The organism is Arthrobacter liuii, from assembly GCF_014639275.1.
Taxonomy (GTDB): Bacteria; Actinomycetota; Actinomycetes; order Actinomycetales; family Micrococcaceae; genus Arthrobacter; species Arthrobacter liuii.
Genome location: NZ_BMFW01000071.1, coordinates 1 through 2,105, shown reverse-complemented (window position 1 = coordinate 2,105; position 2,105 = coordinate 1). Strand labels below are relative to the sequence as shown.

Sequence of the window (2,105 nt, the reverse complement as noted above, 5' to 3'; positions counted from 1 at the left end):
CCGCTGGACACCCTGAATGGATCCCCGGCAGCAGCTGCCCCGGCCGCTGCGCAGCCTGCCGCCCAGGCCTGGGCTGACTGGTCCAAGAAGCAGGACTGGAAAGGCCCGGACCGCGCCAACCCCGCCCGACTGAACCACGCCGACTGGTACGCCGCCCACAACTTCACCCAGCCTTACCCGGGTGAAGACAAGATCCTCACCCCCGACGAAGTCGACGCCGGAACCGCCCAGACACCGGCGAAGGCCTCGGCAACCGACACCGACGGCTAACCAACACCAAAGAATCGCCAACCCGGCAACGGCCGGGCCTCCAAATTGGGAGGCCCGGCCGTTGGCATTCGGCGACTGGGGGTGAGGCTTAAGGGATGGCGTTTGAAGACAGGCCCCGGACCGTGTCAGGGCCGCCTTGGCACGTACCAGCGGAAGCTTAACCGCTGACATCATGTTCGTCGGGACGCCGCGTGGTGATGCGTCGCTGCGCGCTTGCGGATCTCCGATTCTGTGTCTCCGGGCTCGTAAGTCTCGCGGGTGCGCCACGGTCGGCCCAGTCCTGACGGAGCCAGCTGTGAGGGCAACCCTCACTAATGCCCAACTCGGCTGGCACGCCGCCTATCGATTTGGCGGCCCGTAGCAGGACGACAGCCCGTGCGTGGAATTCCGTGGATAGGGTCGTGGCATGTCAACGAAATTTGGGCGGTTCTGTTTTTGAGCTTGCTGAGAAGGGGTAGGTGTGTGAATTTTGCGTGCTGTTAACGCGGAGGCCTGGGGTTGTTGCCAGAGGGGTAAGCTGCGCCGTTTGGCTCGTGCTGATTTTTGCCAAACGATCTAGGAGTTTGCCTTGCCGACTGTTTCGCCCATGTCATGGACCCCCTGCGCACAGTCGCCGCGCTTTCCTGGGCCTCGGGGCTGGGATTGCCGCGCCAGGTGAGGCATTCGGCGGCCTCCAACGGTTCATTCTGACTATACGCCGGTAATGAAAGAGAAACCCCGTGTCAGACGCGGGATCCACGCACGGGAGTGTTCGGCCGTGTTCCTTTGTCGGGGGGTTATCGGCCGGCTCCAGGCTCGAGTGTCAACGGTTTGTGCTCGTGTGGGAGCCACACCAGTTCAGGGTCTAGGGAACGGACAAAGCAGCAGGCCCTCGGTGCGCGGGTTTTCCAGTTCTCCGAAGCGGCCGCGGCCGGTTCGGAGGAGTCAGTTAGGACGACTCGTTGCCAAGGTAACGGGAGGATGAACGGTAAGGAAGGATTGGTAAGGAAAGGCTAACCTTTGTTACGATCTCTTGGCGGTTCCGGTCCGGGCCGCGGCTGCCCCCGTCCAGGAGTACCGATGCCTCACTTCCGTTCACGCGTCCGTTCCGGCGAGTCCCGGGAATGCGTGCCCAATCTAAGAATGCTCGTTCCTGCTGTGGTCCTGGCCGTGAGCATGCTGACCACCTTGGGCCTTGTGGGGGTGCTCGGCAAAACCTCGTCAGCTGCGGGGCATATGGAGCTGGCGGCAGCGCAAACCCGGGGAATGGCTCCCGGAGCGGTGCTGGTTGACCCGCCGTCGGTCGGGGCCGGGTTCGATGGCAATCTGGCAGTGACGCTGGAGGCGTCCAAGACGCGTTTCGAACTGTCGGGCCAGCAGATTTGGGGGCAGTCCTACAACGGCTCCTTCACGGCGCCGACGATTAATGCCGAGCCGGGACAGACGGTGTCCATTACCTTGCATAATCGTCTGAACTTGGCAACAAACCTTCATTTCCACGGTCTGCACGTTTCGCCTTCAGGGGACTCTGACAACCCCTCCTTGTGCATCCCTCCCGGGGCGACCTTCACCTACAGGCTGGCTATTCCGGCTGACCATCCGCACGGCACCTACTGGTACCACAGCCACGCCATGTCCACCGAATGCCCGAAGAATGACATGAACGGAATGCACGGCGGGCATGCCACGACGGGAATGCTGGGGATGGCCACGCCGGGCAACACGAACTCGGCGCCATTCACCCCGGGGGATGTGGAGAACCAGATCTCCGCCGGCCTGTCCGGAGCCCTTGTCATTGGGGACACCCGCGCTGGTTTGCCCGAGCCCCTGCAGAACGTCGACACCCACACGCTGGT

Annotated in this window: 2 protein-coding genes; both read left to right on the top strand. The window is 63.0% G+C overall.

Annotated elements, in window-relative coordinates; translation table 11 throughout:
* On the top strand, window positions 1-270 hold a 270-nt coding region (locus tag IEW19_RS23095), incomplete at its 5' end, for a hypothetical protein (RefSeq protein ID WP_188573883.1).
* Window positions 271-1,392: 1,122 nt separating this feature from the next.
* A partial coding sequence (locus tag IEW19_RS23090) for a multicopper oxidase domain-containing protein (RefSeq protein ID WP_188573882.1) occupies window positions 1,393-2,105 on the top strand: 713 nt, incomplete at its 3' end.